The 26,055-nt window shown below is 71.4% G+C and carries 23 protein-coding genes and 5 pseudogenes; 11 read left to right on the forward strand and 17 right to left on the reverse strand.

Annotation, left to right across the window (positions count from 1 at the left end):
- Positions 1–50: 50 nt before the first annotated feature.
- Positions 51–137, reverse strand: a pseudogene (locus tag AB5L52_RS10795) (hypothetical protein); the annotation flags it as partial.
- On the reverse strand, positions 127–492 hold the full coding sequence (locus AB5L52_RS10800; protein WP_351569329.1) for a metalloregulator ArsR/SmtB family transcription factor: 366 nt from the start codon (positions 490–492) through the stop codon (positions 127–129). The pseudogene AB5L52_RS10795 and the gene AB5L52_RS10800, both read right to left, overlap by 11 nt.
- Before the next feature lie 197 nt (positions 493–689).
- On the opposite strand from AB5L52_RS10800, the gene AB5L52_RS10805 reads away from it, so the two are divergent.
- Positions 690–1,145: a TerB family tellurite resistance protein gene (locus AB5L52_RS10805; protein WP_351569332.1), complete on the forward strand. Its 456-nt coding sequence runs from the start codon at positions 690–692 to the stop codon at positions 1,143–1,145.
- Between the two features lie 28 nt (positions 1,146–1,173).
- Positions 1,174–2,223 (forward strand): Lrp/AsnC family transcriptional regulator, encoded by a 1,050-nt coding sequence (locus AB5L52_RS10810; protein WP_369363628.1) that lies wholly within the window; start codon positions 1,174–1,176, stop codon positions 2,221–2,223.
- Between the two features lie 152 nt (positions 2,224–2,375).
- Here AB5L52_RS10810 and AB5L52_RS10815 read toward each other — a convergent pair whose 3' ends face one another.
- Positions 2,376–3,770, reverse strand: a complete 1,395-nt coding sequence (locus AB5L52_RS10815) for an MFS transporter (protein ID WP_369363630.1) — start codon at positions 3,768–3,770, stop codon at positions 2,376–2,378.
- A 265-nt stretch (positions 3,771–4,035) separates the two neighbouring features.
- Entirely contained in the window at positions 4,036–4,998 is a 963-nt protein-coding gene (locus AB5L52_RS10820) for an ABC transporter substrate-binding protein (RefSeq protein WP_351015292.1), read from the reverse strand.
- A 231-nt stretch (positions 4,999–5,229) separates the two neighbouring features.
- Between AB5L52_RS10820 and AB5L52_RS10825 the strand changes: the two genes are divergently transcribed.
- From AB5L52_RS10825 to AB5L52_RS10840, 4 genes are read left to right on the forward strand one after another with little or no spacing between them, the layout of a single operon-like run.
- A complete protein-coding gene (locus AB5L52_RS10825; protein ID WP_369363632.1) occupies positions 5,230–7,683 on the forward strand; it encodes an ATP-binding protein in 2,454 nt (817 codons plus the stop codon).
- Positions 7,680–8,156 (forward strand): roadblock/LC7 domain-containing protein, encoded by a 477-nt coding sequence (locus tag AB5L52_RS10830; protein WP_351015298.1) that lies wholly within the window; start codon positions 7,680–7,682, stop codon positions 8,154–8,156. The genes AB5L52_RS10825 and AB5L52_RS10830 overlap by 4 nt, the downstream gene beginning before the upstream one ends.
- Positions 8,157–8,193: 37 nt before the next feature.
- Positions 8,194–8,616, forward strand: a complete 423-nt coding sequence (locus AB5L52_RS10835) for a DUF742 domain-containing protein (RefSeq protein WP_369363634.1) — start codon at positions 8,194–8,196, stop codon at positions 8,614–8,616.
- Positions 8,603–9,208: an ATP/GTP-binding protein gene (locus AB5L52_RS10840; protein ID WP_351569349.1), complete on the forward strand. Its 606-nt coding sequence runs from the start codon at positions 8,603–8,605 to the stop codon at positions 9,206–9,208. The genes AB5L52_RS10835 and AB5L52_RS10840 overlap by 14 nt, the downstream gene beginning before the upstream one ends.
- A 5-nt stretch (positions 9,209–9,213) precedes the next feature.
- Here AB5L52_RS10840 and AB5L52_RS10845 read toward each other — a convergent pair whose 3' ends face one another.
- The 5 genes from AB5L52_RS10845 to AB5L52_RS10865 all read right to left on the reverse strand — a co-directional run bounded on the left by AB5L52_RS10845 (position 9,214) and on the right by AB5L52_RS10865 (position 12,844).
- Complete coding sequence (locus AB5L52_RS10845; protein ID WP_351015307.1) at positions 9,214–9,882, reverse strand: ABC transporter permease; 669 nt, start codon at positions 9,880–9,882, stop codon at positions 9,214–9,216.
- On the reverse strand, positions 9,879–10,532 hold the full coding sequence (locus AB5L52_RS10850) for an ABC transporter permease subunit (protein WP_351015309.1): 654 nt from the start codon (positions 10,530–10,532) through the stop codon (positions 9,879–9,881). Before AB5L52_RS10850 ends, AB5L52_RS10845 begins: the two co-directional genes overlap by 4 nt.
- A complete protein-coding gene (locus tag AB5L52_RS10855; RefSeq protein WP_369363637.1) occupies positions 10,529–11,728 on the reverse strand; it encodes an ABC transporter ATP-binding protein in 1,200 nt (399 codons plus the stop codon). Before AB5L52_RS10855 ends, AB5L52_RS10850 begins: the two co-directional genes overlap by 4 nt.
- 122 nt (positions 11,729–11,850) lie before the next feature.
- On the reverse strand, positions 11,851–12,606 hold the full coding sequence (locus tag AB5L52_RS10860; protein ID WP_369363639.1) for an FAD:protein FMN transferase: 756 nt from the start codon (positions 12,604–12,606) through the stop codon (positions 11,851–11,853).
- 1 nt (position 12,607) lies between these two features.
- Complete coding sequence (locus AB5L52_RS10865; protein WP_351015317.1) at positions 12,608–12,844, reverse strand: FMN-binding protein; 237 nt, start codon at positions 12,842–12,844, stop codon at positions 12,608–12,610.
- On the opposite strand from AB5L52_RS10865, the gene AB5L52_RS10870 reads away from it, so the two are divergent.
- Positions 12,837–13,019, forward strand: a complete 183-nt coding sequence (locus AB5L52_RS10870) for a hypothetical protein (protein WP_369363641.1) — start codon at positions 12,837–12,839, stop codon at positions 13,017–13,019. The genes AB5L52_RS10865 and AB5L52_RS10870 overlap by 8 nt on opposite strands.
- 74 nt (positions 13,020–13,093) lie before the next feature.
- On the opposite strand, the gene AB5L52_RS10875 is transcribed toward AB5L52_RS10870, so the two are convergent.
- Positions 13,094–14,431, reverse strand: a complete 1,338-nt coding sequence (locus AB5L52_RS10875) for a ferric reductase-like transmembrane domain-containing protein (protein WP_369363643.1) — start codon at positions 14,429–14,431, stop codon at positions 13,094–13,096.
- A gap of 142 nt (positions 14,432–14,573) precedes the next feature.
- Here AB5L52_RS10875 and AB5L52_RS10880 point away from each other — a divergent pair.
- Positions 14,574–14,943 (forward strand): annotated as a pseudogene (locus tag AB5L52_RS10880) (response regulator); the annotation flags it as partial.
- Positions 14,944–15,152: 209 nt separating this feature from the next.
- On the opposite strand, the pseudogene AB5L52_RS10885 reads toward AB5L52_RS10880, so the two are convergent.
- Positions 15,153–15,374, reverse strand: a pseudogene (locus AB5L52_RS10885) (sensor histidine kinase); the annotation flags it as partial.
- 13 nt (positions 15,375–15,387) lie between these two features.
- Here AB5L52_RS10885 and AB5L52_RS10890 point away from each other — a divergent pair.
- Positions 15,388–15,537: pseudogene (locus AB5L52_RS10890) on the forward strand (hypothetical protein); the annotation flags it as partial.
- Positions 15,538–15,606: 69 nt separating this feature from the next.
- On the opposite strand, the gene AB5L52_RS10895 reads toward AB5L52_RS10890, so the two are convergent.
- From AB5L52_RS10895 to AB5L52_RS10905, 3 genes and pseudogenes are all read right to left on the reverse strand, one after another.
- Entirely contained in the window at positions 15,607–16,971 is a 1,365-nt protein-coding gene (locus AB5L52_RS10895; RefSeq protein WP_369363645.1) for a PP2C family protein-serine/threonine phosphatase, read from the reverse strand.
- 311 nt (positions 16,972–17,282) lie between these two features.
- Positions 17,283–17,492 (reverse strand): annotated as a pseudogene (locus tag AB5L52_RS10900) (peptide-methionine (R)-S-oxide reductase); the annotation flags it as partial.
- A gap of 146 nt (positions 17,493–17,638) precedes the next feature.
- Entirely contained in the window at positions 17,639–21,055 is a 3,417-nt protein-coding gene (locus AB5L52_RS10905) for a DEAD/DEAH box helicase (RefSeq protein ID WP_369363647.1), read from the reverse strand.
- Between the two features lie 146 nt (positions 21,056–21,201).
- Here AB5L52_RS10905 and AB5L52_RS10910 point away from each other — a divergent pair, with 146 nt between their 5' ends.
- Positions 21,202–21,996 (forward strand): hypothetical protein, encoded by a 795-nt coding sequence (locus AB5L52_RS10910; RefSeq protein ID WP_369363648.1) that lies wholly within the window; start codon positions 21,202–21,204, stop codon positions 21,994–21,996.
- Between the two features lies 1 nt (position 21,997).
- On the opposite strand, the gene AB5L52_RS10915 is transcribed toward AB5L52_RS10910, so the two are convergent.
- The 3 genes from AB5L52_RS10915 to AB5L52_RS10925 form a co-directional block, all read right to left on the reverse strand.
- The gene (locus AB5L52_RS10915; RefSeq protein WP_351569371.1) at positions 21,998–22,600 is read right to left on the reverse strand and encodes a hypothetical protein; all 603 of its coding nucleotides are present in this window, start codon (positions 22,598–22,600) and stop codon (positions 21,998–22,000) included.
- Positions 22,601–22,639: 39 nt separating this feature from the next.
- The gene (locus tag AB5L52_RS10920; RefSeq protein WP_351569374.1) at positions 22,640–23,311 is read right to left on the reverse strand and encodes a hypothetical protein; all 672 of its coding nucleotides are present in this window, start codon (positions 23,309–23,311) and stop codon (positions 22,640–22,642) included.
- Between the two features lie 183 nt (positions 23,312–23,494).
- Positions 23,495–25,354: a hypothetical protein gene (locus AB5L52_RS10925; protein WP_351569377.1), complete on the reverse strand. Its 1,860-nt coding sequence runs from the start codon at positions 25,352–25,354 to the stop codon at positions 23,495–23,497.
- 248 nt (positions 25,355–25,602) lie between these two features.
- Here AB5L52_RS10925 and AB5L52_RS10930 point away from each other — a divergent pair, with 248 nt between their 5' ends.
- On the forward strand, positions 25,603–26,052 hold the full coding sequence (locus AB5L52_RS10930) for a hypothetical protein (RefSeq protein ID WP_351569380.1): 450 nt from the start codon (positions 25,603–25,605) through the stop codon (positions 26,050–26,052).
- The last annotated feature ends 3 nt before the right edge of the window (positions 26,053–26,055 follow it).

Consider the following 26,055-nt stretch of genomic DNA (forward strand, 5'->3'; position numbering starts at 1 on the left):
GCGCGGGTGCGGGGCGGGGTGTTCTCACCGTGGGCGACGAGCCGGGCGGCGGCCTCGGCGTCGGTGAGTCCGCGCGGGCCGGTGTCCAGGCGTCGCAGCACCTGGAGCGACGCTGCGCCCGCCGGCTCAGAGGCCACGGAGGCGGCGGGCCGGGGCCGTGGTGGCGGCGTCCTGTTCGGTGAGCCGCCCGACGAGCAGGCGTACGACGTCGACGGCGGCCTGTCCGGCGGCGTCCACGAAGTACACCTGGCGGCGGCCCTCGCGACGGGAGCGGACGAGTCCGGCGAGTTTCAGCTTGGTCAGGTGCTGGCTGACGGCGGGCAGCGCGCCGCCGACCCGCTCGGCGAGCCCGGTGACATCGCTCTCGCCCTGGATCAGCGCCCACACGATGTGCAGCCGGGCGGGCGAGGCGAGCAGTCCGAAGGCGGCGGCCGCCTCGGCGAGCACCTCGGCGGAGGGGTCCTGCCGGCCGGTACCGGGCGCTGTCACCACTGTCGCCTTCCTCTGTGTCGTGTGTGTCGAGCCGTGTGCGGTCTGTTCGCCGTGCCGTGTTCCGTCTGTGGGCGGGGATTCAGTTTAGGTCGGCAGGAACTTCCCGGGCGCCCCGCGAGTTTCTACGGTGTTGTAGAAGTTGCCGCCGGTGTGCTGGGGGAGCCACCGGTAGTTCCTGTGAGATACGAGGAGTGCACATGGCCCTGTGGGACCGCATCAAGGAGTCCGCGTCGCAGATGCAGACCCAGTTGGAGGCGAAGAAGAACGACCTGAAGAGCGGCGCGTTCCGCGACGCGAGCATGGCGATGTGCGCCCTCGTGGCCGCCGCGGACGGGACCGTCGACCCGTCGGAGCGGCAGCGGGTGGCCCAGCTCATCGCGACGAACGAGGTGTTGCAGAACTTCCCGGCGGACGACCTACGGCGCCGCTTCGAGGAGAATCTGCACAAGCTGACGACCGACTTCGACTTCGGCAAGGTGAGCGTGCTGCAGGAGATCGCCAAGGCGAAGAAGAAGCCGGCCGAGGCGCGGGCCGTGGTCCAGATCGGCATCGTCATCGGCGGCGCGGACGGCGACTTCGACAAGACGGAGCAGGCCGTGGTGCGCGAGGCGTGCTACACGCTGGACCTGCCGCCGCACGAGTTCGACCTCTGAGCCTGCCGGACCGCGCGAGGATGGGGGCATGCTCGATGCTCTCGACCGTGCCCTCATCCACGCCCTGCACCTGGACGGCCGGGCGCCGTTCAGCAGGATCGCCGAGGTGCTCGGGGTCTCGGCGCAGACCGTGGCCCGCCGCTATCGCCGGCTTCGTGCGGAGGCCGGGCTGCGTGTGGTGGGCCTCGCCGACCCGGACCGGGCGGGCCGCGCGCAGTGGCTGGTCCGGCTGACGGCGACGGCGCGTTCGGCGCAGGACATCGCCGGGGCGCTGGTGCGGCGGGCGGACACGTCCTGGGTGAAGCTGACTTCAGGGGGCACGGAGATCACGGCCGTGATCCACGCCCCGGCCGAGGACGCCTCCCCCGGCTCCCTCCTGCTGCACGACATCCCGCGCACCGGCGGCATCACCGCCGTCTCCGCGCACTGCCTGCTCCATACCTACCTGGGCGGCTCCGCCAACTGGAGGCGCAGCGCCGAGGCGCTCGACGAGGAGCAGCAGCGGGCGCTGGCGTACCGGGGAGGGGCGGCCGGGCAGGAGTGCCCGGAGCCCGCCGGGGCGTCCGCGCCGGAGTCGGGCGGTGGTACGGACGGGGTGCGTACGCCGGGCTCGGCAGACGCCGAGTTGTTCACCGCGCTGGAACGGGACGGACGGGCCGGGCAGGGGGAACTGGCCCGGGCGACCGGCTGGTCGCCCACGACCGTGGCCCGGCGGCTCGCCGAACTGCGGGCGGCGGGCGCACTGTTCTTCGACGTGGAAGTGGACGCGGGACTCTTCGGCGTCCGCACCCGGGCCCTGCTGTGGCTGTCGGTGCGTCCGGCGGACCTGGAGCGGGTCGCGCTCGCCCTGGCCGGCCATGACGAGCTGGCCTTCGTGGCCGCGACCACCGGGCGGACCAACCTGGTCGCCCAGGCCCTGTGCCGCGATCCGGCCGACCTGCACCGGTACCTGACGCGGCGGCTCGGCTCGCTGCGGGAGATCGACGCGCTGGAATCCAGTCCGGTGCTGCGCACGCTCAAGGCGGCGAGTCCGGTCCTGGTTCGGGGGCCGCGCGCGCCTGCCCACGGGGCCGGTTGAGAGCGGCCGCGACCGCGGGTGCGTCGCGGCTGGTCGCTCCCCCGAGTTCTCGGCTTCGCTCGAATCCGGGGGACCCCCGGCGCGGCGGAGCCGCACATCGGTACAGCCCCGCGCCCCTGGGGGTGCAGCCGCCCCGCCCAGGCATCCTCCGGCTAAGCCTCCTCTCCCGTCCCGACCCTGGCGCTCGCCGCCCAGGCCACGGTCAGGAGTGCCGTTGCCACCCAGCAGGCGGCCTCTGGTGCGTGCGCCTTGGGCCAGGTCAGGTAGACGCTGCCGAGCAGGGCCACCCCCAGCGTGGCGCCCAGTTGCTGTACCGCGTTGAGGAGCCCGGCCGCGGAGCCGATCTCGTGGGGGCGCAGGGGTCGTAGGGCGAGGGTGAAGAAGGCCGGGGTGAACAGGCCGGCGCCGAAGCCGACGAGGGCGAGGGCGGGCAGCAGCGCGAGCGGAAAGTGCCTCGGCTCGGTCGTCGTCCGGTAGGCGGCCACGGCGGCGAGCAGTCCGGCCAGCAGCACCCCGAGTCCGTACGGCATCACCCGGCGCCCGTACCGCCGTACCAGTCGCGAACCCGCCCACCAGGACGCGACCGCGAGCCCGGCCGACCACGGCAGCAGACTCAGGCCGGAGGTCAACACGCCTGCTCCGGCGTCGAGTTGGAGCTGGAGGACGACCACGACGGTCAGTCCGTTGGTCACCGCGAAGAAGGCCGTGGAGGTCACGAGCGCGGCCGGGAATCCGCGATGTGTGAACAGGCTCGGCTCCAGCAGGGGGCGGGCCGTACCACGCTGACGGTGGACGAATCCAGCGAGCACGAGCAGGCCGGCCGACAGCGACAACCAGTCACGCAGGGGGAGTTCGAGGAGGTCGCCGCCGATCAGTGGGTACACCAGCAGGCCGGTGCCCAGCGCCGCCAGGACGGTGCCGGGCCAGTCGAGGGACGGGCGGTGCGGGGCGCGGTTCTCCGGGAGGTTGCGGGCGAGAGTCAGTACGATCGCCGCCACCGGCACGTTCACCAGGAACACGGACCGCCACGACGAGCCGAACAGGTCGGCGTGGGTCAGTACACCGCCGACGACGGGTCCGCAGACGGCGGCCAGGCCCATCACCGGTCCGATGCTGCCGAGCGCCTTCGCCGTCTCCTCCCCCGAGAACATCGCCTTGATCAGCCCGATGGTCTGCGGAATGATCAGCGCCGCCGCGGCGCCCTGCACGGCCCGGAACGCGATGAGCGGGCCCGGCGCCGGTGCGAGGGCGCAGGCCACGGACGCTGCCGTGAACACCGTGACGCCGAGGACGAACATCCGGCGCCGGCCCGCGATGTCCCCGAGCCGGCCGCCGGTGATGAGCAGCACGGCGAACGGCAGGGTGTAGGCGGCGCCGAACCACTGGACGTCGGAGACCGGCCCGCCCAGGTCGGCATGGACGGCCGGCGCGGCCACCTGGACGACGGTCGCGTCCAGCAGGTTCATCGCCTCGCCGAGCAACAGGGCGGCCAGGCCGGGCCAGCGCCGGCGGTAGGGAGTGGCCGAAGGCAGGTGGTGCGTCGTCATGGGGTTCCTCTCACGCTCGCTACGGGACCGGAAGCGACCGGCCCGGGGCCAGCGTGGGAGGGGCGGGCGAGCAGACTCCACCGGGAGCGGCCAGTCTGCGGATTTCTTCCATCGCGTCGGCTGTCGCCGCGGAAAACCCACGGCGATCGACGGGGTCCGGGGGGGTGCACCGGCGCCGGGAGCCAGGGCCTGCACGACGCGGGCGCCCCCGGTTTCCGGGGGCGCCCGCGTCGGCGCGTTCAGGGTCGCGGCGGAGGAGGAGACGTCAGGAGAGGCCGGAGGACTTCAGCCAGGCCTTGGCGACGTCCAGCGGGTCCTTGTTCTGGGCCTGCACCTGGGTGTCCAGGTCCAGCAGGGTCGCGGTGTCGAGCTTGGCCGAGACCGCGTTGAGCGCGTCGACGCCCTTCTTGGACACGGCGCTCTTGTAGACGAGGGGCTGGACGTTCTCGTAGCCGAAGAGGTTCTTCGGGTCCTGCAGGACGACGAACTTCTGCGTGGAGATGGTCGGGTCGGTGGTGAAGATGTCCGCGACCTGCACGGCGTCCTTCTTCAGTGCCGCCTGGGTGAGCGGGCCGCCCGCGTCCAGCGCCCGGAAGGACTTGAACTCGAGGCCGTAGACGGACTTCAGGCCCACCAGGCCCTGCTGCCGGGTCTGGAACTCCGGCGACGCGCCGATGACCAGGTCCTTCGCGAGGTCCTTCAGGTCGGCGATGGAGGACTTCTCGGTGAGGTGGTACTTCGCCGCGGTGGCCGCGTTGACCGTCACCGAGTCCTTGGACTGCGCCGCCGCGGGCTCCAGCAGGGCCAGCTTGGAGTCCAGCTTGGCCTCGATGGCCGTCGTGGTGGCGGCGGCCGTCTTCGGCTTCGCGTTCTGGTCGAGGTAGGCCAGCAACGCGCCGTTGTACTCGGGCAGCACCTTGATGGAACCGTTCTTGAGCAGGCCGTACGTGGTCTCGCGGCTGCCGATGTTCGGCTTGTACGAGACCTTGATCCCCTTGGCCTTGAGGGCCTCGCCGTAGATGTCGGCGAGCAGGGTGCTCTCGGGAAAGTTGTTGGACCCGACGATGACGCTGCCGTCGGCGGCCTTGCCGTCGTCCGTCAGGGGGTTGCCGCCGGACTTGCCGGTGGAGGAACAGCCCGCCAGCAGAGCCGTCGCCGCCGCAAGGGCGACCATCGTCGCGCCTCGGTTCCTCCGGATGGACCTGCTGATGCGGTTGGTGGAAGTCACCCACTGATCCAATCCAGCCGGTTCTCCGTCAGTCAAGGGCCGCAGGTCACCGATTGGCCTCGATCTGTGCTCACTTGTGTACGGACAGCGGTCCCTTCGTAACTGATTCTTGATGAAAGGCACACTGCTTGATCCTTCAAGCGACTGTAGTCTCTGGGGCAGTTGAGATCGGCCACAGCGGCGTGACGGGGCCCGCTTCGGTGTCGGAAACACACCCATGAAGGAGGCCCGGTGTCCACGAAGCAGGTGGACCCGCCCGCCCGGCACGCCCCCGCACGCGGCGGTGCACAGGGATTCGCCGGTGCAGGGAGCTTCGCCGACCGCTGGCCCTTCCGGCGCAAGCTCAACCTGCTGGTCGGCATCCCGCTGACGGTCATCGCCGTCCTGCTGTCGTACCTGTTCACCGACCAGGTGCAGGAGTCGGCCGGCGCCGCCTCGGCTGCCCGGCTGGTACGGGACAGCGCGCAGGTGGCACGGCTCGTGGACCGGGTCGAGGCCGAACACCAGCAGGCCATCCTGCTCTCGGCGCGCTACGAGTCCGGGTCCGCCCGGCCCGCCGCATCCGCCTACCGCGCGGCGCAGGAGGCGGTCGACGCACAGGTGACGACGGTGCGCGCGGCCTTCGGCGACCGGCTGCCGGACAGCGAGGCACAGGCGCTGCGCGAGGTGGCGGGACTGTCCAGCCTGCGCGGCACGGTGGAGCAGTCGTATCTGCCGGCCGACAACATCGACCCCGCCTACACGAGCGCCGCCCAGCGGCTGATCGACGGCCTCGGCCTGGACCGCGACGCGGACCTGGCCACCACCTTCACCGGCAATCTGCTGGACTCGCTGCTGCGCGCGGACGCGGCCCACGGCGCCTTCGAGACCAATGTGTTCGCCGCGACCACGGGGGACACCAACGCGCTGATCGAGTTCACCAACGCGGTCGGCGCCTACGACCAGTACACCCACCAGGCCGACCGGTTCGCCCGGTTCGCCTCCGATGCGCAGGCCGAGTTGCTCGGCGGCATCGAGCACAGCGCGGCGCAGCGCCGTATCGCCGCCTCCTACGCCGACTTGCAGGTCGACGCCGGGCAACTGCAGGCGGACACCCCGGCCAAGATCCAGCGGGCGGTCCAGACCGCACTGAACGAGTACCCGGACTATCCCGAACAGGCCGCCGCCCGACTGAAGATCACCACCGCGCTGATCGGCCGGATCGCCGACCGCGCCGACGCCGCGGCCGGCTCCGCGCGGGGGCGGGCCTGGCTGCTGCTGAGCGGCGCGCTGATCGCGTTCGCGCTGTGGATCGCCTTCGCGGTGCTGGTACGGCGCTCGGTGATCCGGCCCGTGCAGGCGCTCACCGGGGCCGCGCGGGAGGTCGCCGAGGTGGCGGGGCGCGAGCTGGCCCGGGTGGCCGACGACGACGCCGAGGACGACGGGCCGCCCCGGCTGCGGGACATGCCGGTGACCGCGCGTGACGAGATCGGCGACCTGGCCGAGGCGTTCAACCGGGTGCAGACCACCGCCGCCGCACTGCTGGCGCGGCAGGTGCTCAGCCGGCGCAACACCGCCGAGATGTTCGGGAACGTGGGCCGCCGCGTCAGCAACCTGACGACACGTCAACTCGCGCTGATCGACTCGGTGGAGCGCGGTGAGACCGATCCGGCGCTGTTGGAACGCCTCTACGCCATCGACCACATCGCCGTACGACTGCGCCGCAACGCCGACAGTCTGATGCTGCTGGCCGGCATCCGCGAGACCGTCCTGGACGGTGCACCGACGGCGCTGTCGAATGTCGTCCGGGCCGCGCTCGGGCAGATCGAGGGCTATCAGCGGGTACGGCTGTACGTCGCATCGGACGCGATGGTCGAGCCCGACATCATCGGCGACCTCACCCTGATGCTGGCCGAACTCCTGGAGAACGCCGTGTCGTTCTCGCCCGAGGACAGCCCGGTGGAGGTGACGGTCCGGTGCGGCGCGCAAGGTGCCCACGTGGTGATCACCGACCACGGCCTCGGCATGAGCGCCGACCGGCTCGACGAGGAGAACGCCCGCCTGATCCGCCGCGAACGCCTGGACCTGGTACCGACGAAGGTGCTGGGCCTGTTCGTGGTCGGCGCACTGGCCCGCCGCCGGGCGATCGGCGTCGAACTGACCCACACCCCGGGCGGCGGCGTGACGGCGAAGGCGACGTTGCCGGCCGCACTGCTGCTGACGGTGAGCCCGGGGGCCGTTACGCCGGCCAGGGGGACATCGCCGGACACACCGCCCCTGTCGCCCAGCGGAACGGCAGCCCCCGGCCCCGACCCCGCTCCCGCCTCCGCCCCTGCAGCCACCGGCGCGCACGGCGAACCGGCTCCGGCCGACCCTGCCGACCCGGCCGGCCCGGCCCCTCTCGGCGGATCCGGCTCAGGCGCCTCCCGCCCGCTGCGCCGCCGCGTCCGCGGTGCCACCCTCGCCACGACCGCCGGCGCGGCGCACTCCGTGCCGCAGGCGGTCCGCACCCGGGACGCGGAGGCCGAGCGCCGCGCGCTGGAGGAGTTCGAGGCCGCCGTCGCCCGCGCCCACCGCGACTGCGACACGGCGAGCCACCCCCGCCCGCCGCACGACCACCCCGCACCCCCGCCCGCCCCGGGCGAGGCCGGCCCCCCGCTCGCCCCCGAACAGCACACCCCCCTCCCCGAAGGAGCCGACAGTTGAGCACGTCGACAGGTGACACCCCGCCCGGCGGCGCCGCGCCGGCCGATCTGCAGGCGGCCGCGGCCGACTTCACCTGGTTGCTGAACCGCTTCGCGACCGGGACCGCGGGCGTCGTGGACGCGATCGCCGTGTCCTCCGACGGCCTGCTGATCGCGGTGTCGGAGCTGCGCGAACACGCCGACTCCGAGCGGCTCGCGGCGATCGTCTCGGGCATCACCAGCCTGGCCGCGGGCGCCTCCGGCAACTACGGTCTGGGCGGCCTCAACAAGGTCATCATCGATCTCGAGGGCGGCCATGTGATCGTCTCCGCGATCGGCAGCGGCGCCGTGCTCGGCGTCGTCACCGGCAAGGAGGCGAAGCTCGGCAACATCGCCTACGAGATGACCCTGTTCGCCAACCGCGCCGGCGCCGCGCTCAGCCCGCAGCTGGTGCTGGAGCTGAAGAACTCCGTCGCCGCCGCGTCGGGCCGCTGAGCAGGCTCGGACCGGGCGGACAGGGCGGACACGGCTGATGGACAGGGCGGACGGCACTCCTCTCCCGGACCCGGTCCGCCCCTCCTCCGCGCCCGCCGTGCGGCCGTACCTCGTCACCGCCGGCCGGATCGCGGACACCGGCTCCGGCCGGGCGATGCCCCTGGAGACCCAGGTTGTCGCCACCGTCGCCGGGCTCGACGCGCTCGGCCGGCTCTCCTTCGAGCGGCACGACATCGTCGCCGCCTGCCGGCTGCCGCAGTCGCTCGCGGAACTCGCGGCCCGGCTGCGGCTGCATCTGAACGTGGTCCGCGTCCTCGCCGAAGATCTGTGCGAGGCGGGCCAGTTGGCGGTGTACGTGCCCGACGTCGCCGCCACCCACGACGCGTCCGTCCTGCGCAGGCTCATCGATGGCCTCAGGGCCATCCCCGACTCCCGAGGAATACCGAGTGACATCGACTGAACCGCTCGTCGGGGACGCGCCGGCCGAACCCCCCACCGCCGTACGGCCGCCGCTGCCGGTGAAGATGGTCATCGCGGGCGGCTTCGGCGTGGGCAAGACCACCACCGTCGGTTCGGTCTCGGAGATCGAGCCGCTGACCACCGAGGCGTCGATCACCGAGGTAGCGGCAGGCGTGGACGACCTCGCGCACACGCCGCGCAAGACCACCACGACCGTCGCGATGGACTTCGGCTGCCTCACCATCGACCCGACGCTGAAGCTGTACCTCTTCGGCACGCCCGGGCAGGAGCGGTTCGGGTTCATGTGGGACGACCTCGTGGAGGGCGCGGTCGGCGGGCTCGTCATCGTCGACACCCGGCGGCTGGACGACTGCTACGCGGCCGTCGACTACTTCGAGCACAAGGGCATCCCGTTCGCCGTCGCGGTCAACGCCTTCGACGGCACGGTGGAACACACCCTGGAGGAGGTCCGCTGGGCGCTGGACGTCTCCGCCGGCGTGCCGGTCGTGGTCTTCGACGCCCGCGAACGCGGCTCGGTGCGGGACGCCCTGCTCGTCGTCCTCGAACTGGCCCTGGCCCGCACCGAGCGGTAGTCGCCTCAACCGCTCCTGCGCACGCCCGGAGACACCGTGATCCGGGACACCGCCCAGAACACCACGAGGGTGGCCAGGGCGAGGCCCGCGACCAGGGTGGCGCCGCCGACGACCTTGTCGTAGTTCTTCTGGTAGAGGCCGTCGATGATGTACCGGCCGAGCCCGCCGAGGCTGACATAGGCGGCGATGGTGGCGGTGGAGACGATCTGGATGGCCGCCGTACGCAGGCCGCTCAGGATGAGGGGCAGCGCGACCGGCACCTCCACCTGGAACAGCACCCGCGCCTCGGGCATCCCCATGCCCCGCGCGGCGTCCACGGGCGAGGGGTCGACGGAGCGGATCGCCTCGTAGGTGGTGACCAGGATCGGCGGTACGGCGAGCACGACCAGCGGGATCATCACCGGCAGCAGTCCGAAGCCGATCCAGATGAACATCAGGACGAGGAGACCGAAGCTGGGCAGGGCCCGGCCCGCGGTGGCGATCATCGCGAGGGCGTTGCCGCCGCGGCCGTAGTGGCCGGTGATCAGGCCGATGGGCAGGCCGATCACGGCGGCGAACAGCAGCGCTTCCAGCGCGTACGTGATGTGCTCGGCGAGCCGGGTGGGGATGCCGTCATAGCCGTGCCAGTGGGCGCTGTCGCTGAAGAAGGCGTGCGCGAAGTTGAGGACGTTCACCGGGTGGCACCCTTCCTCGGCATCCAGGGGGTGAGGAGACGGCGGACCAGGACCAGCAGGCCGTCGGCGAGGATGCCCAGCACCGCCGTCGTCAGCACCGAGTTCACGGCCAGGGCCGGACGGTGGTACGTGGTCGCGTCGTTGAGCAGGTTGCCGAGGGCGCCCTGGTTGCCGATGAGCATGCCGACGCTGACCAGGGAGAGGCTGGAGACGACCGCCACCCTGAGGCCCGCGATGATCGCGGGCGCGGCGATGGGCAGCTGGATCTGGAGATAACGGCGTACGGGGCCGAAGCCCATGGCCTGTGCGGCGGCCAGGGTCTCCTGCGGGACCGAGCGGACGCCGTCCACGATGCCGGGCACCAGCACCACCAGGCTGTAGACCGCGAGCGGGATCATCACCGTCATCTCGCTCTGGCCGAAGTAGTCGATGAGGACGACGAAGAAGGCCAGCGACGGAATCGAGTAGAGCACGGTGGTGATGCCGAGCACGGGCGGGTAGACCCAGCGGAAGCGTACGCAGAGCTGGGCCACCGGCAGCGCGACGAGCAGGGCGGCCAGCACCGGCAGCAGGCCCTCGCGCACATGCAGGCCGACGAGTCCGAGCCAGCTGTGCTGGAGGTCGCTCGGGAGGTCGAAGAAGCCCTTCACCGGACCGCCTCGGCGCCGGCGTCGTCCTCGTCCTGCCGGCGCTCTGCGTCGGCGTCGGCCGTGTCCTGGCTTCGCTCGGCGCCGGTGTCGGCCGCGACCCGGCTGTGGGCGGCGCGGATGGCCTCGCCGATGACCTGCTGGGAGACGACACCGACGGCGCGCCCTTCGCCGTCCACGGCGACGGCCCAGCCGGTCGGGGAGAGTACGGCGCCGTCGAGCGCGGTGCGCAGCGAGTCGGTGCCGGGCACGAACGGGCGCCCGTGGTCGAGGAGTTGACCCCGGTCCACGGCCCCGGCGGTGAGCCGCTCCGGTTCGCTCCAGCCGAGCGGCCTGCCGTCGGTGTCGGTGACGAGGAGGTAGGGGGCGCCCTCGGCCCGGGAGGCGATCCGGCCGGCGTCGGCGTCGACGCCCACGATCGGCGTGGTCTCCAGCTCCAGTCCGGCGGACGGGAAGAAGGACAGCCGGCGGATGCCGCGGTCGGCGCCGAGGAAGTCCTCCACGAAGGCGTCGGCGGGCGCGCTGAGCAGGTCGGCGGGCGGGGCGAACTGGGCGAGCCGACCGCCGGTGCGCAGTACGGCCACCATCGTGCCGAGCTTGATCGCCTCGTCGATGTCATGGGTGACGAAGACGATGGTCTTGCCCAACTCGTCCTGGATGCGAAGGAGTTCGTCCTGCAGCCCCTTGCGGACCACCGGGTCGACGGCGGAGAACGGCTCGTCCATCAGCAGCACCGGCGGATCGGCGGCGAGCGCCCGGGCCACGCCGACGCGCTGCTGCTGGCCGCCGGAGAGCTGGTACGGGTACCGCTTGGCGAGCGTGGCGTCGAGCCCCACCCGCTCCATCAGCTCCGTGGCCCGGGCGCGGGCCTCCTTCCTGGGCGTGCCGAGCAGCCGGGGCACGGTGGCGATGTTGTCGAGGATGGTGCGGTGCTGGAAGAGCCCGGCGTTCTGGATGACGTAACCCATCGAACGGCGCAGGGTGTTGACCGGCTGCTGCCGGATGTCGGTGCCGTCGAGGAGGATGCTGCCCTCGGTGGGCTCCACCATCCGGTTGATCATCCGCAGGGTCGTCGTCTTGCCACAGCCGGAGGGCCCGACGAGAACGGTGATCGCGCGGTCCGGTATCTCCAGCGACAGCCGGTCGACCGCGACCGTGCCGTCCGGATACCGCTTCGTGACTGAATCTATGCGTATCAAAACGCCGAACACCCTTCGGGTCTGGCAGCTTTCCGCCCGTCTTCGGCCAAGGTCGTCGGTGCGCAGGCCGTTGCGGGGAGAGTCTAGACCGCGAGTGTTTCGGCGTTTTGGCGGGTGAATGGCTACGCCACCGGGAGCCCCGGTGTGCGGAGCACGCGGTGTGCGGTGTCGATCGCGAAGATCTCGCAGCCGGTGCGGGCGGCGGCCCAGGCCGGGCCTTCGGCGCCGAGGGCGAAGGCGGCCGTGGCGGTCTCGTCCGCCTCGGTCAGGGTCGGGGCCACCACGGTGAGGCTGAGCAGCCCGGTCGCGGGGCGTCCGGTGCGGCCGTCGAGGATGTGGTCGCCGCGCTCGTACTGCCCGGACGTCGCCACCGCCCCGTCGGTGACCGCCAGCACGGCACAGACCCGGTCGGCCTGTTCGGGATGCCGTATCCCGACCCGCCACGGCCCGCCCGAGACGACCACGTCCCCACCGGCGTTGAGGCAGAACCGCCGCGCCCCGGCCGCCGTCAGCAGCTCGGCGGCCCGCTGCACCGACCAGCCCTTGACCACCGCGCAGGGATCGAGGTCCCGGCCGGGCAGCCGGACGTCGAAGGCGCCGCCGGTCGCGCTGCGCAGGTCCGCGCAGCGGCCGAGCACCTCCGTCAGGTCCGCGCTCAGCTCGCCCTCCGCCAGCTCGCCGCGGCCGTACCGGGACACCTCGCTGTCGGGCTTGAACGGGCTGAAACGGGCGTCGACTTCGCGCAGCCAGGCGAACACGGCGTCCGCGGCCGCCTCGAAGTCACTCTCGAAGCCACTCTCGAAGTCAGTCTCGAAGTCTCCCTCGTCGTCGATGCGCAGCGAGACGGGGAACCCCATGACGTGTTCGACACGCCGCACGTCAGGAGGCCTTGGCGTCGATCGCGGCCTGGAGGGACTCCTTGTAGCCCCGGCTCGTGACCGTGGCCCCGGACACCGAGTCGATGTGGGCGCTCTGCGCCTTCAGCGTCTCCGCGATCAGCTCCGGTACGGCCCACTTGGTCTGCGGATGGTGCGGCGCCTGCAGCATCCGCACGGACGCGATCCGGTCGCCCCGGAAGGTCACCTCCACCTGGAAGACGCCCTTCACGGTGTCCACCGCGGTACCCGGGACGACCTTCGCGGACGTCGAGGCCAAGGAATGGGACGAGGAAGAGGACGGGGAATGGGACGAGGAGGAGGACGGGGAAGAGGGAGTCGCCAGGGAGGGCGAGGGGGGCGCGGCGGGCTCTGCGGCCTGCGTCGTGGACGACGTGCCGGTCGACGGCTGGTAGCGCCAGACGGGGATCAGACCCGCGACGGTCAGGAGGAAGACGGGTATGGCTCGCTTCACGGTGGGACGCCTCTCTCAGCCCGCGAGGCTGAAGCGCTCGAAGTGGATCTGCCGCTTGGGCACGCCCAGGTCGCCCAGGCTGCGCAGCACGGCGGTCATCATCCCGGGCGGCCCGCACAGGAAGACGTCGCGGTCGCCGATGTCCGGGACCAGCCGGGCCAGTTCGCTCGGCGCCAGCTTGTCGGGGGCGATCGGCCCGGTCACCAGGTGCAGCTCGGCCCCCTTGGTGAGGGCGAGGTCGCACAGCTCGTCGTAGAGGACGGCGTCGCGGTCGCTGGACACGCGGTAGATGACCACGGCGTGGCCCGCCAGGTCCTCCAGCAGCGCCCGGATGGGGGTGACGCCGACGCCGCCGGCGATCAGCACGGACTCCGGGCGGGTGCGGTGCAGCGTGGTGAAGGCGCCGTAGGGGCCCTCGGCGAAGACGCGGGTGCCCGGCTTGAGGTGCCGCAGGGCGGCACTGCCGGCACCGGACGCCTTGGCGGTGAGGCGCAGGGTGCGGCCGTCGGGGGCGGCCGACAGGGAGAACGGGTTGGCCTGCCACCAGCGGTCCTTGGTGAGGAACCGCCAGAGGAAGAACTGACCGGCCCGGGCGGGCAGCCGGTCCAGGTCGCGGCCGGTGACGTAGACGGAGACGACGTCGTCGGACTCGGGTACGACCGCCGAGACCCGCAGCCGGTGCCGCAGGTTCCGCCACAGCGGCAGCACCAGCCGGCCCAGCAGCACCGAACCGAGGGCCACGCCCCACACCGTGTACCAGTAGGTCTTCGCGGTCGGCGACGAGGTGAAGGTCGTACCGACCGCGACCTGGTGGGTGAAGGCGAGGACCACGGCGACGTAGGTGTACAGGTGGATGAAGTGCCAGGTCTCGTAGGCGAGTCGGCGTCGGGCCCAGCGGGCCGAGGCGGCGCCGACCACGATGATCAGCGTGAGCGCGACGATGGCGCGCAGCACGCCCTCGGTGGTCTCGGCGAGGTCCACGATCTGGTTCACCGGGTCCATCGAGGACGCCTGGGCGTAGCCGAAGGTGATGAACACGGCGTGCGTGAGCAGGGTCCACAGGATGCCGAAGCCGGTCCAGCGGTGCCATGAGGTCAGCCGGTCCATGCCGATCCGGCGGTCCAGCCAGGACAGCCGGGCCACCAGCAGCAGCTGGAAGGCCATGAGGAGGGAGCCGTACAGGCCGGCGAGGCGGCCGAGCACGATCAGCGGGTTCGAGGCGAATCCGGCCTGGACGAAGAACCAGGCGACCACCGCCGCGTTGGCGGCGAGCAGGGTGTAGAGGCCGGTACGGGCCACGACGCGGGGACGTATCGCCGTGGTGGGTGCGGGACGGGTCTGGAGGGTCGTCACGGACGGCAGCTCCTTGATCGGGTCCTGGGTGACGAGCTTCGCGCGCGGTTGGCTTCGATCTCCTGTCGGACGACTTTCACTTGAGTATCGACAGGGCCGGCGGGGGCAGGCAGCCCGGACGGGTCCGAACGGGTGGCGCGGGATGGGCGGGGGGAGAAAGGTGGAGAAAGGACGCCTGCTGGTCGTGGACGACGACCCGCCGATCGCCGACCTGGTGGCCACCGTCGCCCGGTACGAGGTACGAGGGCTGGGAGGCGGCCTGCGCCTACTCGGGCGAGGAGGCGCTGCGCCGGGCCGCCGAGTTCGGCCCGGACATCGTGGTCCTCGACCTGATGCTGCCCGACGTGGACGGCTTCGGCGTCCTGGACCGGCTGCGCCGCTCGGGGACGATGGTGCCGGTGGTGTTCCTCACCGCGCGCGACGGCGTCGCCGACCGGGGCGCGGGCCTGCCCCGGGGCGGGGACGACTGTCTGGTCAAGCCGTTCGCGGTGGAGGAGCTGATGGCCCGGCTGCTGCTGCGCGCCGACCGCAAGGGCGGCGGCCCGGAGGTGGAGGAGTTGCGCACAGCCCTCAACACGATGCTGGAGCACATCGACGACTCCCTCGCGGTGCGCGCGGAGGCCGAGCGGCGGCTGCGCCGCTTCGTCGCGGACGCCTCGCACGAACTGCGCACCTCGGGTGCCGGTGTCGACGGTCGGCGGGTGGCCGGGCCGACCCGCGCGAACGCGTCCGCGGCCTCGCGCACCAGCTCCGTCAGGTCGGTGTCGGCGCACCGCAGCGGAGTCCCGGCCTCGGCCGCGTCCAGCCGGGCGAGCAGCAGCAGATCGTCCAGGAGGACGCCCATCCGGGCCGCCTCGGCGCGCAGCCGGGCCAGATGGCGGTCGCGTTCGGCGGGTTCGTTGGCGGCCGCGTACTGGAACAGGTCGGCGTAGCCGCGTACCGACGCGGCCGTACACACCCCGCCCGGCACGGCGGTCTCCCTGACGGTCGCGGCCGACGGTGCCGGCGTGTGCGTGCGGGTGACCAAGGCCGGGCCCGGCATCCCGGACACCGACCGGGACCGGATCTTCGACTACTGCGACTCCCCCGAGGGCGCGGGGCCGTAGCGCTCTGCGGCTCCGCCGGGTGGGCGCGAGCGACCGCAACGGACCCGCAGACGCGGACGCACCCCGCCCCTACGGCGCGTCGGCGTCGACAGCCGGCCCCTGCCTGATGTGCGGCCGCGCGGCCAGCGCGGCGACGTCGTCCTCCGCATGCCGCGCGTCCAGCCGGCTGAGAATCGTGTCCAGGACGTTCTCCAGCCCGCCCGCGAGGGGGAAGCGGACGGCCGAGAGCCGGGCCAGGGAGTTGTCGATGTCCTCACCACGGCGCTCCACGAGCCCGTCGGTGAACAGCACGAGCGTCTCCCCGGGCTCCAGCCGGTGGTTGGCCGACTCGTACCCGCCGAGCCCGGTGCCCAGCGGCGGTCCGACGGGGACGGGCAGCAGCGAGGCCTCGCCGTCCCGGGCGATGAGAACCGGCGGCAGATGCCCCGCGCTGGCCAGCGTGACCTGGTGGCGCCCGGGGTCGACCCGGGCGAGCAGACAGGTGGCGGGCCGCAGCTCCGCCTCCTTGGAGGAGATCTCGTCCATCTGCCGCAGGACCCGGTGCGGGGGCAGGTCGGCGGAGGCGATGTAGCGCAGGGAGGAACGGTAGGCGTTCATGTCGACGGCGGCCTCCAGGCCGTGCCCCATGACGTCGCCGACCACCAGCAAGCTCCGCCCGAAGTGCAGGCGTACCGTCTCGCACCAGTCGCCGCCGACGAGGACACCGCCGCCGGCCGGGAGGTAGCGGATGGCGATGTCGAGGTTGGGGTGCGGGCGGCCGGGCTCGGAGAGCAGGGCCCGCTGCAGGTCACCGGCGGTGCGATTGACGCTCTCGTAGGCGCGCGCATGCCGGATGTGGGAGGCGGCGCGCTCGGCGAGCAGGCTGAGCAGCTCGCCCTCGGCCGGGTGCAGGGGCGCCCCGGAGCGCGCCCACACCAGGACGCCGTACACGTCGTCGCCGCTGGTCAGCGGCGCGCACAGGGCGGTACGGGGCCGGGTGCCCGCCGTGTACTCCAGCCAGGGCTCCGGCTCCACGCCGAGTGCCGGTACGGCGGCCTCGCGGGCCACCGCGGCGGCCCAGCGGGCGTCGGGCAGCGCGTCGGCGTCCCCGGTGATCGCCTCGTACCCGGAGATGGTCTGGCCGGTGCGGCGCATCACGGCGGCCGTGCCGCCGGCCAGGCCGACCGCGACCCCGGTCAGCTCGGTGCAGGTCTTCGCCTCGTCTAGAGTCGTGCCTATGTGGGCCAGTGCGTCCCGCAGCACGCCCAGCCGCGCACCGGCCGCCTCGGCACCGACAGCCGGCACGCCCTCCGTCGCATCCGGGGATCCCTCGGTGTCCGCGGGATCCCCGGACTGCGCGGACGTCGCAGTGCCCTCGCGGCCCGCGCCGTTCTCACGGTGGTGGCCGCTGTCGGCGGGCACAGGCCTGCGACGGGACTGAATCCAGCGCGCCACACCCAATATCCTCACAGATTCTCTAACGGGGCGAGTGGGGCACAAGCCGCATTCTTCCCAGCGCCCTCGGGAGCCCCGTGCGAGGGTGTGGGCCGGATGTCGCACCGCGTGGCCGCGGCGCACTCGGAGCGAGGGTCCGGATCGTGGTGAACGTCCGTACCCACGCTCCCCCGCCCCTCCCGCTCCGATCTCCGACGGCGTTCATCTTCGACCGAGCGGGCCCTGTCTAGCATCTCTTTTGCCAGATTCGGAGTGTCGATCGATCGAGGGGACGCCCGGTCCGGCACGGCGGAGGCGGCCGCCGGGCGCGCTCAGCCCTCGTCGGGCGTCAGCCGCAGGGAGATCGAGTTGATGCAGTACCGCTGGTCGGTGGGGGTCGGGTAGCCCTCGCCCGCGAAGACGTGCCCGAGGTGGGAGCCACAGCGGGCGCACCGCACCTCGGTACGGACCATGCCGTGGGAGCGGTCCTCGATCAGCTCCACGGCGTCGGTTTCCTTGGGGTCGTAGAAGCTCGGCCAGCCGCCTACCCTTCGACCCAGCAGTGCCCTTCCCGCGCCACAGGAATCTCCGGGCCGACTTGCCACCGCCAACGCCGCAGCCGGCCCGCCTCACGCCTACGCCTGCCCGCTCGAGAGGGCCTGTCAGAGGCATCGGCCGATCTTCCCGCTCACCGGGCAAAGTGCGGAAGTCGCCGGGCGAGGACGGAGAAGTGGCGCTGTCCGTGCCAGGACTCGCGGTTGCCGATCACGATCAGACGCCGCTTGGCCCGGCTGACGGCGACATTGAGGAGGTTGGGTTTGGCGGCGGCCCAGCGTCGGGACCCCGCGGCATCGGGGTGGGTGCCGAGCACGATGATCACCACGTCCGCCTCCTTGCCCTGCGCGGTGTGCACGGTGCCGACACGGTCGGGGGCGACCATGCCCCGGAGTGTCTGCGCGGCGCGGGCCGCGACGTCCCGGAAGGGGCTGATGACGTAGAGCTCGTCCTTCGGCAGTCCCTCGCGGAAGAGACGGTTGACCGCGTCGACGAGCGCCTCCCCCTCGGCGGGCACCCATTTCCCGGTCGACTCCTGGGAGCGCACGTCCCACCAGAAACTGCGGGGCAGCGGGTCGAAGGCCCCCCTGTCGTGCACTCCGTGCACCATCAGTCCGCCATAGGCGATGTCGTTGCTCACCGAGAACATCGGGTCGTCGCATCGCCGGTGGACCCGCAGCGGCGACCCGACCCATACCTGGGTCGATCCGTCGGGGAGCGCCGCGGGCAGCATCGTGCCCCAGCGCCCCAGCCGGTCCGCCACCTGCTGGGCGGAGGTCCACGAGGGAGCCCACTCCTGGGCGACGCGGTGGTGTTCCCGCAGCCGCTGCTGGGCCGTCCACGGCAGGACGACGACCGGCTCCAGTTGCAGAGGGTCGCCCACGAGGACCGCTCGGCGACTGCGCCAGAGTGCCCCCACGGGCATCTGCGGCGAGGCCTGGCCCGCCTCGTCCACGAACAGCCAACCGAGGTCCTCGCGGCCGAGGCCCGAGAACAGCCGGTCGTACGAGGCGAAGGTGGTCGAGACGACCGGGACGGTGAGAAAGAGGCTCTGCCAGGCAGCCCGTACGGCCGCAGGCTTCAGATCCTTCGGAGCATCCCCGCCGACGACGTCCATGGCCGCCTGAAGGTTCTTGAACATGAGGTTCCCCGCCGCGCCGAGGAAGGCCCGGTGCAGGCGCAGTGCTTCCAGGAACAGCCGGGTTCGTGCGGCCGCGAACTCCTCGTCGGCCCAGGGAGCGGACTTCTCGCGGCGCTCGATGCTCTCCCGGTCGGCGTCCTGAGTGAAGTCCGCGGGGTCGGGGACGTGCACGCCCCAGCGCTCGCGTGCCTGACGTACCGTCGATTCACGTTCGGCCACCCGTGTTTGGCGGGCACGTGCGGTCTCGACCAGACGCTGGGCCGTCGCTGCTTCATCGCGGACCGCGTCGAGCCGGACGCGCGCATGCGCCGCGGCTTCGGAGGCCGCCTCGGCGAGAGCGGCGAGGCGGTCGTCCTCGTCCTGCCAGCTTCGGTTGGCGCGGCCACCGGTGAAGAGGCTCTGGAGCAGGCCCGGTTGGGCAGCCTGGTGAGCGTGGCGGTGTTCGCGGTGCTCTCGTTCGGCCGCTTCCAGCCGTTGCACCTCGCTCAGCGCCTCGGCTGCCCGCCGGCGCAGCGAAGGCAGCGTCTCGGCGAGCTGCGTCGCCCGCCGCAGCGCCTCGGCCAGCCCGGGACGCTCCCGGCCGAGCTCTCGTAGCGCCTGTGCCACGTGCTGCCGTTCGTCGCGCATCCGCTCGACCGCGCGTCGCGCGGCCTTGAAGCGGCGTACGGCCTCCGGCCAGTCCACCGGTTCGGCGGGCTGCTCACCGCGGCCGCTGAGGACATGGAACAGACCTTTGTCGGTGCGGACGCGCCTGTTTCCCCCGCGCGGGGTCCGCTCACGCAGGTTGCCCCACCAGAAGCTCTCGGTGAACTCCCCCCGGTTCTTGCGGTTGCCCAGCCGGGCCGCGATGGCGCCCCACGCGTCGGCGCCGCCCAGCATCAGCGACGCCTGCTCGGACAGGTACGCCGCCTCGTCCCGCCACTGGTCGGCGATGGCTCCGGCGGAGGGGATCTCGTCGGTGATGTTCTGTACCGCCCCGTTGTTGGCCGACGCCACCACCATCTCGTAGCCCGCCAGCTGCGGCTTCAGCTCCCGCACGGTCCGGGAGAACTGCTCGCTGCGCCAGGTGTAGGTCCGGCCGAATGCCTGCTGGGGGTCGCTCAGTTCGGACAGGGCACAGGCACGCCTGGTGATCAGGGCTGCGATGACGTCCCGCAGCATGGTCGTCTTGCCGGTCCCGGGCGGCCCGTTCACGGAGAACACGCCGTAGCCCTCTCCCAGTTCGGCAAGGAGCGTGTTGACCGCGAACTGCTGGCTGAGCACCAGCGAGCGGCCGGTGGCCGACGGCCATCTGCCGAGCGGGGTGTGCTCAGGTGCCACCCCCTCCCACACCACCTCGGGCCGCTCGCGTACATCCTGACGCAACCGGGTGTCGATCCGGGCCGCGTCGGTCAGATACGACTCCAGAGCGCGGCCCGCCCGCCCCTGCGCCAGCTCCCCCGCGACCCGATCCAGATCGTCTGCGATGAAGCTGTTGAGGAAGTCCTGCGGCGCGGCCTCGTCGTCCCGGTCCTCGCGCACCTGGACACTCTTCACCCGGGCGGCGTCAGGGATCAGGTCCTCGGTCACCCCGAGGCGGTCGGCGAGCCATGCGGTGAACGCGGCGATGTCCTCGAAGGCCAGGGGCCGGGCGCCAAGGCTCTCGGGCGTCTGCTGCCCGCCTTCCCCCTCCTCACCGCCCGCGGCGCCCCTCCCGCTGCGGGCCGCGTCGATCGCACCCTGAGCGAGCGTCTCAGTGGCCTTGCCGGCGGCCGACTGCGCCGCCTTGCCGACGGTGCCGGAGACCGCGTCGCCGACGACACCCCGCGCGAGTTCACCGAGACCGGTCACCATCCCGCCGGCCACCGCGTCGACGACGAGTGTCCCCGCCAGCGCGAGAAGTCCCCCAGCACCGGAACGGCCGCCGCTCACCCTGAGCTTTCCGTCCCCGAGGTCCAGCATGCGCTGCGCGCACGCCTCGGCCTCCTCGGCGAAGCCGTCCAGCCAGCGCGCATCGGACGGTCCCGGCGACCGGGTGCGTCCCACCGCCCAAGCGCAGGCCGAGAAGAAGACCGAGTCCTTCAGGAGCAGGCCGTCCTGGTTGACGGTGAAGGACAGCAGGGCGCTGTCGCCGCCGATCCGCCCGTCGCGGTCCTCGTCGGTGGCGTCGGGGAAGACCTCGGCCAGCACGTCCCGCACCCGTTCGATGGGGAACACCCCGCAGTAGATGGTGTGCTGCCAGGTGTGCTTCGACCGCAGCGGCGGCAGCCGGGTCCCGTCCTGCCAGGGAAGCGGCCGGTCCGGACGGACGGCGAAGACCTGATCGTCCGGTCGCACAGCGGGCACCTTTTGCGGACTGAACAACTCGACCGCCCGCCAGAACCGCACCACGTCCGCCCTGCGCCGCTCCTCGCCGGATACCGAAGCCACCCGACCGTCCCCCTTCGTGCCCGCACCGCGTCGAGTCGATCAGCCTAGCCACGGCTAGTCGGCCGCGACCAGCGGGCGGTTGGTCCACTACTGCTCACACCACGTAACATTTCGAATCGCCGCAGTCAGTACAGGGGGAGGGTGCCGTGGCGCAGCGCCGGGGGAACAACTGGGCACGGGAGTGGGAACGCCAGCAGGCAGTGGCCCGCCGCGAACAACTCCGACAGGAGCGCAAGCGACAGGAGCGGGAGCGACAGCAGGCCTACGTGGCTCAGCAGACGCAGCTCGCCGCCGACCGCACCACGGCGGTCGAGCACGAGGCCGAGCAGCTCGGCCGGCTTCTCCGCCACGCGGTGGTGGCGGACCCTCTCGTCTCGTTCGACGGTTTGCGGCGTGTGCACCGTCCTCAGCGTTTCGACGAGGGGCACTGGTCGGGCCCCGGCCCCGCACCACGCTGGGAAGACTTCGCACCTCCCGAGCCCGGCGCCCTGTCGGCTCTCTTCGGTGGTCGGCGGCGGTACGAGGAGCGTCTGGCTCAGGAAGAGGAGCGGTTCGGCAAGGCGCAGGCACGCCATGAGCGTGCGGAGGCCGAACACCGTGCCATGGTCCAGAAGAAGAAGCGCGCACATCAGGCGGCGCAGGAAAACGAGGCCCGCGCGGTCAGGGAGTTCAACGACGGACTCGAACAACGACGTGCCGCCTACCGGGCAGGGGAGCCCGAGAACGGGGATGCGCCATGCGGCGTCGGGCGTTGGTGGTCGGCATCGAAGGACCTGCCGCGGACCCCGCCGACGACACACCCCCGCAGTGGCAGCCGCTCACCTATGCGGCGCCGAAAGCACAACGGGTGGCTGAGGCACTGGAGAAAGAGTACGCCTATGTCCTCCTGGAGCCCGGTCACGACCCCGCGACTACTGCCGCCGCGCTGGGTGACGCCCTGACTCAGGCCATCAGCAGCCAGGCCGACTTCACCGTGTCATTCATCTCCTCGCACACGGAGAACCGACCCGCAACGGTTACGGTATCCAGGCGGTGGGCGGGTACGGCCGCCTCACTGAGGAGCTGGCCCGTTGGGTCAATATGGCGGAGCACCAGGAGACGGACGGCAGGGGCGATCCGGCCGTTCTGCTGATCCTCGATCTGTGCCATTCCGGCGCCGTGGTGACCGAGCATCTGCGGTCGCTGGTCCGACCGGAGCGCCGCCGTGTCTGGGTGCTCGCCGCCTGCCACTCGGAGCAGAAGGCCTATGACGGCCGCCTGAGCATCGCCGTCGACGAGGTACTCCGCGGCTTCGCCTCCGGGACCCTGAAGCTCGACACGTCGGTGCCGTACATCCCGATCGCCCGGTTCTGCCGCGAGGTGGCTCTCCACGTGGAGTCGCGGAGCACGGCCCTGAATCCGCAATCCGTCGAGCAACCACTGGCCGCGCTCGGTGCAGACCTGTCGCATCTGAGGTTCTTCGCCAACCCTGGATACGAACCGGCCGGCGCGCGCAGGCTCACCGGCGTGGATTCTGCTGTGTTCACCCTCCTCGACGAAGTTCATGGGGCACCACCTGCCCGGCAGAGCCCTGATCGATCTGCATCAGGCAGCCGTGGCCGAACTGTCGGAATCCCTGCCGTAGCCCCAGGCGAACAGGGCGATCGGCGTGAACAGCACCGCGAGAAGGACACCCACGACAGCGACCCGCATACGGCCTGTCCTGTTGAACCGCCCTCCCTCGGACCGACCGAGAAGCCAGAGGGCGACGGCAGACCATAGGAGTGTCTGGACCACCAAATCCATCAGTATTCCGCACTGTGCGGCCACGGCGAGTCCGAGGACGGTCGTCGACGGCCCGCGCCACTCCAGGATCCTGCCCAGATCCTCACCGACGCGCCGTGGGGCAGGCATCGTGATCAGCCCGAACGTGACCATCGCCGTGGCGGCGAGTCCTAGCCCTCCGGCGTGGTTGTCCATCCATGCTGCCACTGCGCTCGTCCAGTCCGAAGGGACGGACAAAGCGTCGCACCACTTGGCCAGACCCGACAGCGGAGTACTGCCGTGCCACACCCCGTAGACAGCCGCGCAGCCCGCGAGAGAGACGACGAGGCGAAACACGGTCGCTGTGATCCGCAGTGACCGGACTCCTCGGATCGCGTCCGCCACCTGAGCCGGTGCGGTGATCGACACGTCACCGTAGACGACCTTGGCCTGGACAGCAGGACCACCGACCGTCCCGTTGATGTGGTTGCTTGCTCTGCTGCTCTCATGCATGCCGCCGAAGATACGTCGACGTACGGACATTCCCGGTGTCCTGCGGCGAGACCGGTCGGATTCCGCGGGCAGTCTCTCAGTCGGTTCCGTCGCCAGTGGGGCTGGCGAACATCACGTGGACACGACGCTGTCCTGTACGAACCACCAGTCCCGCCAAGAGTTCTTCTCCGGTCCTTCCCTCCATCAGCCACAGATTGACGGCCGCGCCCAGAACCAGAGGGTCGAGAGCCGGCTGCGACACACCCCAGGGCCGCGCCGTGCGAGCTTCGAGCAGAGTGCCACGCAGCCATACGACAGCCGAAGCCTCGTCGATACGGGCAACCAGCACCGCGGCACCAGGATTTCCCTCGGCCTCGCGAAGGCACCACTCGGGTCGCTGTCGACGGCCGTCGCTCTCGCCTCGCCCAACACGTCGAGAGCCTGCTGCCAGCGCTCCTCGGCAAGCAGGGCCTGCCCGATGTTGTACGTCTGCACGACAACGCCGTGGCGGTCGTTGGCGGCCGAGTTGGCCTGAAGGGCCTGTGTGAACAGCTCACGGGCATCCGCAGGGCACTCCGTGGCCAGGGCAACGAGGCCCTGTGTCTCCCAGATCACGCCGCTCAACCGCGCATCGGCGACCGTGTCCAACAGCTCCTCGGCTGCGGCCAGCTCCTGCCGGGCCTCGTCGTACGCGCCCAACCCGTGGTACGCGCGCGCCAACTGGTTGCGCATCCGTACCTCGACGTCCCCACGACCGGCCCACTGCGCCGCCTCGATGCCCAGGCGGTGCGCTTCGATGGAGTCCAGATGGTGCTTGCGGCTGTGGTACAGCGCCCACAACGACTCGCACAGCTGCCACACCGTCTGGTACCACCTCTCTTCCGAAGCGACCCGCAACAGGGCCAACAGGTTGCCGCGCTCGGCGTCGAGCCACTCCAGCGCGTCCGCACTGTCGGTGAACAGCTCCTCTTCCAGGAAAAGTTCCTCCAGGGCTCGCGCGGGTGGCGCTTGGAGCCGGAAACGTCCTGGACCGAGTACAAGGGTGTCCGCGTGCGCTACAGCGGCCGTGTAGAAGTCAGCCACGGCCCGCAGAGCGGCAGCGCGCTCCGCATCCGGGAGTTCACGCACCACCTCACGCGCGTGCGCCCGGACGACATCATGCAGTTGAAGGCGACGCGGCCTGTCGGAGGATTCGACGATGACCGCCAGATGCGCGGTGAGCAGATCACCCATCGCGTCGTCCGCATCCGGCACACCGGCCGCTGCCACAAGGCTGCCCGTAACCGTCGTTCCAGGCAACCAGCCAAACAGCTGGTACAGCCGCCGGGTGTGGTCAGGAAGACTCATGTAGGCCATGCCAAGAACCGTGTTCACCGATGTGGTCCCGTCCTCCAGGTGCGGTAAGCCACTGGCACCGAGCGCACGCACGGCGTCGTTCAGACCCAGGTGCGAGCGCCGTGCCAGCCATTCACCGACGGCGCGCAACGCCAGCGGCAGGCCGCCGCAGAGCCGGACCAACGCCGCGGCCGCGCCGTCCGCGTCTGCGACCCGCCAGCTGTGCACGAACTCGACCCCGGCCCGCTCGTCGAGCGGATTGAGGGTGATACGCACCGCACCGTCCATCGACAGAGCGGGCAGGCTGCTGCGGCTGGTGGCCACGAGCAGACCGGCGGACGGGATCAGGGGCCGGACTTCGGCCGCCTGCCGGGCGTTGTCGGCGACGACGAGGGTGTCACGCCCAGCGGTGACGCTACGGAAGAGCGCGGTGCGCTCACCCAGGCTCGACGGGATGAATTCCGGGTGAACCCCCAAGGAGCGCAGGAAGCCGGCGACAACGCCGCTCACATCGACAGCGCCGTCCCGTCGTCCCACCTCAAGATCCACATAGAGGTGGCCGCCGGGATAGGACTGCTCGAGCGCCCTGGCAACCCATTGCGCCACCAGCTGTGTCTTGCCCACTCCCCCGAGGCCGGAGACAACAACGATGCCCGATGTGCCGCCCGTTCGGCGGTCGGCCTCGGTAGCGCGCAAACGGTCGAGCTCAGTCTCGCGATTGACGAACAATGAGCTGGGCGGCGGGACCTGGCGAGGCGCTACGCATGGTGGAACAGCAGGGAATTGTGCGTCGCCGCTCCCCCACCTCTGTGCTCGCTCACCTGCTCATCCTCCGTCAGACCCGCCACCGGAATCCAAACCTACTACCATGACCAACCCCGCTGATGTCATCTCGCGATGGCGGCATCAGCGGCTTCCGCTTACGGTGGACGGACTGAACACGCCACGTGGTGCCCGAAGGACAAGGGGGAGCGCTTGTGGAAGCGGAGTTGGCGACGCTCGTCGCAACCGGGGCGACGACGGCAGTCGGCCTCATGGTCACCGAGACATGGGAGCAGGCGAAGCAGCGCCTCGTACGGCTCTTCTCACGCGGCAGCGACGCGACCACGGTGGAAGGGGAACTGGACCAGTCCCGTGACGCCCTGCTCGCAGCGACCGGGGCCCCCGACGAGGAGGGCCTCACCTCCGACATCACAGCGACGGTACGGCTCCGACTGCGGAGTCTGCTGCAACGGGATCCCGAGGCGGCCGAGGAACTCCGGCTCCTCATCGAGGAATTCGCACCTGCCGCGGAGGCCCGGGCAACGGTCACGGTACACAACAGCATCACTGGTGGCACGGTGCACGGTCCGGTATTCCAAGGGCATTCCTTCTCAAGCCTGACATTCCACAGCTCGGACGGCGTCACTCCGAACCAGACCAGCTGAGGC

The sequence above is a fragment of the Streptomyces sp. CG4 genome (genome assembly GCF_041080655.1).
Lineage (GTDB): Bacteria > Actinomycetota > Actinomycetes > Streptomycetales > Streptomycetaceae > Streptomyces.